1 protein-coding gene and 2 rRNA genes (1 of these 3 only partly in view) are annotated in these 4,671 nt (G+C 54.9%); all 3 read left to right on the forward strand.

Annotated features, from left to right (window positions below; translation table 11 throughout):
- A 23S ribosomal RNA gene (locus IU397_RS21595) occupies positions 1–1,823 on the forward strand (it extends 1,004 nt beyond the left edge of the window).
- 88 nt (positions 1,824–1,911) lie between these two features.
- Positions 1,912–2,026 (forward strand): 5S ribosomal RNA (gene rrf / locus IU397_RS21600).
- Positions 2,027–2,458: 432 nt separating this feature from the next.
- A complete protein-coding gene (locus tag IU397_RS21605) occupies positions 2,459–4,237 on the forward strand; it encodes an ABC transporter ATP-binding protein (RefSeq protein ID WP_204417579.1) in 1,779 nt (592 codons plus the stop codon).
- The last annotated feature ends 434 nt before the right edge of the window (positions 4,238–4,671 follow it).

Here is a 4,671-nt window from a genome sequence, read left to right on the forward strand (position 1 = left end):
CCTAACCTACAGCTAAGGCCCCTAATTCATGGCTAAGTGGGAAAGCAGGTGGGACGACCAAAACAACCAGGAGGTTGGCTTAGAAGCAGCCATCCTTTAAAGATAGCGTAACAGCTCACTGGTCTAGATAAGTTGTCCTGCGGCGAAGATGTATCGGGGCTCAAGCCATGAGCCGAAGCTTAGGATGCCGTAAGGCATGGTAGCAGAGCGTAGTGTGAAATAATTCCACGCCTCTTCTGCACCTCTAGAGGTGTATCGGAGGCTCGGAGTTTTCTGTGAAGCCGGCGCGTGAGCGATCCGGTGGAGAGATCACTAGCGAGAATGATGACATGAGTAGCGACAAAGAGTGTGAGAGACACTCTCGCCGAAAGTCCAAGGGTTCCTGCTTAAAGCTAATCTGAGCAGGGTAAGCCGGCCCCTAAGCCGAGGGCGAAAGCCGTAGGCGATGGGAACCACGTTAATATTCGTGGGCCAGGAGGATGTGACGGATCATGACGGTTGTTCGCCCTTATCGGATTGGGCGAGCCGCTAATTGGTTCCTGGAAATAGCCCTCCATCAGACCGTACCCTAAACCGACACAGGTGGACTGGTAGAGCATACCAAGGCGCTTGAGAGAACGATGTTGAAGGAACTCGGCAAAATACCTCCGTAAGTTCGCGAGAAGGAGGCCCGGTTTCTAGGCAACTGGAAGCTGGGGGCACAAACCAGGGGGTGGCGACTGTTTACTAAAAACACAGGGCTCTGCGAAGTCGCAAGACGACGTATAGGGTCTGACGCCTGCCCGGTGCCTGAAGGTTAAAAGGAGGGGTGAGAGCTCCGAATTGAAGCCCAGGTAAACGGCGGCCGTAACTATAACGGTCCTAAGGTAGCGAAATTCCTTGTCGGGTAAGTTCCGACCTGCACGAATGGCGTAACGACTTCCCCGCTGTCTCCAACATCGACTCAGCGAAATTGAATTGCCTGTCAAGATGCAGGCTTCCCGCGGTTAGACGGAAAGACCCCGTGCACCTTTACTACAGCTTCACATTGGCATTAGGCCGAGCATGTGCAGGATAGGTGGTGGGCTTTGAAGCAGAGACGCTAGTCTCTGTGGAGCCACCCTTGAGATACCACCCTTGCTCTGCTTGATGTCTAACCGCGGTCCGTTATCCGGATCCGGGACCCTGTGTGGCGGGTAGTTTGACTGGGGCGGTCGCCTCCTAAAGCGTAACGGAGGCGCGCGAAGGTTGGCTCAGAGCGGTCGGACATCGCTCGTTGAGTGCAATGGCAGAAGCCAGCCTGACTGCGAGACTGACAAGTCGAGCAGAGTCGAAAGACGGCCATAGTGATCCGGTGGTCCCGAGTGGAAGGGCCATCGCTCAACGGATAAAAGGTACGCCGGGGATAACAGGCTGATGGTGCCCAAGAGTCCATATCGACGGCACCGTTTGGCACCTCGATGTCGGCTCATCTCATCCTGGGGCTGGAGCAGGTCCCAAGGGTACGGCTGTTCGCCGTTTAAAGAGGTACGTGAGCTGGGTTTAGAACGTCGTGAGACAGTTCGGTCCCTATCTGCCGTGGGTGTAGGATACTTGAGAGGAGTTGCCCCTAGTACGAGAGGACCGGGGTGAACGATCCACTGGTGGACCTGTTGTTGCGCCAGCAGCAGTGCAGGGTAGCTATGATCGGAAAGGATAACCGCTGAAGGCATCTAAGCGGGAAGCCCCCCTCGAAACAAGGTATCCCTGAGGGCCGTGGTAGACCACCACGTCGATAGGCCGGAGATGTAAGCGCAGTAATGCGTTCAGTTGACCGGTACTAATTGCCCGATAGGCTTGATTTGATCCAGTAGAAGCCAGGTTGGCACTGCTGATCGAAAGCATACACACCATGTGTATAAAGCTTGGAACATCCCCAAGGGGTTTATTTGGTTTGGTGATCATAGCGCGAGTGAAACACCCGGCTCCATCCCGAACCCGGCAGTTAAGCACCGTAGCGCCGATGGTACTGCGTCTTAAGACGTGGGAGAGTAGGTCATCGCCAAACCTAGTAAACCCCTTGGAAGCGTATCTCTCTAACGATGCATTCAGCATATCATGCCGATATTAAATCGAGTTAAGAGCAACTGCTCCGTACCTCGTTTTGTTCTGCGTTGTATGTTCCAACTGAGCGAGAAGCGTATTTTATCATGTGTTATTGCGAGATTTTTGCCGATGGGTTTGGTCTACGATTGACCGAAACCGATCTGATAAGTTACAGTTAATCGCAGTACGTAAAATTCGAGGAGGGCTACGATGATGAATTTTACCATAGTGTTCGCCTTCCTACGAAACAAATTCGACCGAGCTCGACACGTTTCGAACTGAGGAAAAATCTCCGTCTCAATAGGCGGAAGATTTGAATCTAGGCGCGATTCAGTCGCCAAATTCACATTTGCAAGGACACAGTGTCGATTGTCGGCCCGTCCATGGTGCTTTCATGATCCGCAAAGCTAAACAAGATGCGCCCCGTCGCATCCTATCATTCACGTGGAACCGCTGGCGGCAGCAGCCCTGGCGCGTTGCCGCGCTGATCTTATTGGTTCTCTTGTCGACCGCCGCTGATGTTGGTTTCCCCGTAGCGACCGGGGTTTTGGTTGATACCATTGCCAGCCCAGACCGTGACTCCGCCACCGCCTGGACTGCATTGGCCATAATGTTGGTGTTGGCAGCCCTATCTGTTGCCGCAAAGGTCGTGGCTTATTTCGTTATCATAGAAATGACGCTGCTCTCCATGCGCAACCTCGTGATGGACGGGTTTGCACGGATTCAACGTTTGCCCACCGCATGGCACGCCAACAACTTTGGCGGTTCAACGGTCCGAAAGGTCACCCGAGGTGCTTGGGCCATGGACGATATGGGCGATATGATATTTCTTGCCCTGTTGCCCGCCTTTTTGGCACTGGTCGGTACTGCGGCCACCTTGGCGTTCTTCCGGCCGGAGCTAGGGGTTATCGCTTTTCTGGGAAGTGCATTGTTCATCGCAGTCTCAGTCATGTTATCAGCCCGTTGGGTTGCTCCCGCTGCCAGCTTATCCAATGCACAGGATAGCCGGATGAGCGGCGCAATCGCCGATGCAATCACATCAAACGCGGTGGTCAAGGCACATGCGGCTGAGGCGCGCGAAGAGGAGCGTCTGGCCCGTGTCGTTTCGAAATGGGCCCATCGCACGAACCGCACTTGGCGGCGCGGCACAGTATCTGGTCTGGTTCAGGACGCCATCCTCTGGATATTGCGAGTTATTGTGCTGGGTGGTGCTGTTCTGGCTTGGTCTCGCGGACTTGCCGGGCCGGGGGAGGTTGCCTTTGCCGTTACGGCATTCGCGACCCTCCAGGGGTACTTACGATCTATCGGGCAAGAGATCCGCGCACTTCAGCGGGCCATCAATGATATGGAAGAGTTGGTTGACCTGATGCAGGCCGCACCTGAAGAGCTTGTGGCGCAGCCCCCCACCGTGAAACTGCCTGCTGAACGGACTGGAACCATTGTGTTCCGCAACGTTAGCTATGGCTATTCTGGTGCGAAAACACCGCTTTTTACCGATTTGAACCTGTCGATCTCCGCGGGTCAGCGGGTTGGTCTGGTGGGGCGGTCGGGATCTGGCAAGACGACCTTTGTGAAACTGTTGCAGCGATTGCATGAAGTGACGGCAGGGCAGATTGAGCTTGATGGTGTGAACATCGCGTCATTGCCGCTATCTGATCTGCGCCAGTCCTTGGCGGTGGTCGCGCAGGAACCAATTCTGTTTCATCGCAGCTTGGCGGACAACATCGCCTATGCCCGTCCCGGCGCTGGTATGGATGCCGTGCGTACAGCGGCGGATCGGGCCGGAGCTGCGGAGTTCATTGACGCGATGCCCAAGGGCTACGGCACATTGGTCGGCGAACGTGGGGTCAAACTGTCTGGCGGAGAGCGTCAACGGATCGCCATTGCCCGCGCGTTCCTGTCGGATGCGCCGGTCCTCGTCATGGATGAGGCGACGTCGAGCCTAGATTCCGAAGCAGAGGCAAAGGTCGCCGCCGCAGCCGAACGTCTAATGGAAGGGCGCACGACATTGATCATCGCCCACCGTCTGGCCACGGTCGCTAAGCTGGATCGACTACTGGTCTTTGATAAGGGCCGCATTGTCGAGGATGGTATGCCTGAGGAATTGCTGACCCGAAAAAATGGCCTGTACCGTGCATTGCATCAAAGGCAGGCAGGTGCACTCGCCGCGTAGACCGTAACAAGCGGCCCCGCCGTTGCGCTGGCGGGGCGGGGCTGTCCCGTCGATGCCAGTCATCAGGTAATCAGTGTGTCGCTGATAAAGATGAAATCTTTGTAAGCGTTGCATCTGAGCCCCTAAATTACCCCTGATCAGCTCGCTTCTGGCATTTTATGAGGCATCCAAAAGGATACAGTCATCATGAACTCTCAAAATCTGGGTAAACTAGCAAGTGATCAGAAAATCCAAAATGTCTTTCATGCTTTCGGCTGCTCCATCCTTATCGGAAAAGATAGTCGTCGACTTTGGCCCACAAAGTTCAAGCGCGTGACCTGCTCCCCTTAGAGTCCGCTAATTTAGGTTAGCTCTGTTCAGGTTTTGGTCTTCCTTTGACCGGTTAGCATATTCGGCTGGCGTCATACCAGCGAGGCTTGTGTGCGGACGGTGGT

This window comes from Actibacterium sp. 188UL27-1 (genome assembly GCF_016901225.1).
Lineage (GTDB): Bacteria > Pseudomonadota > Alphaproteobacteria > Rhodobacterales > Rhodobacteraceae > 188UL27-1.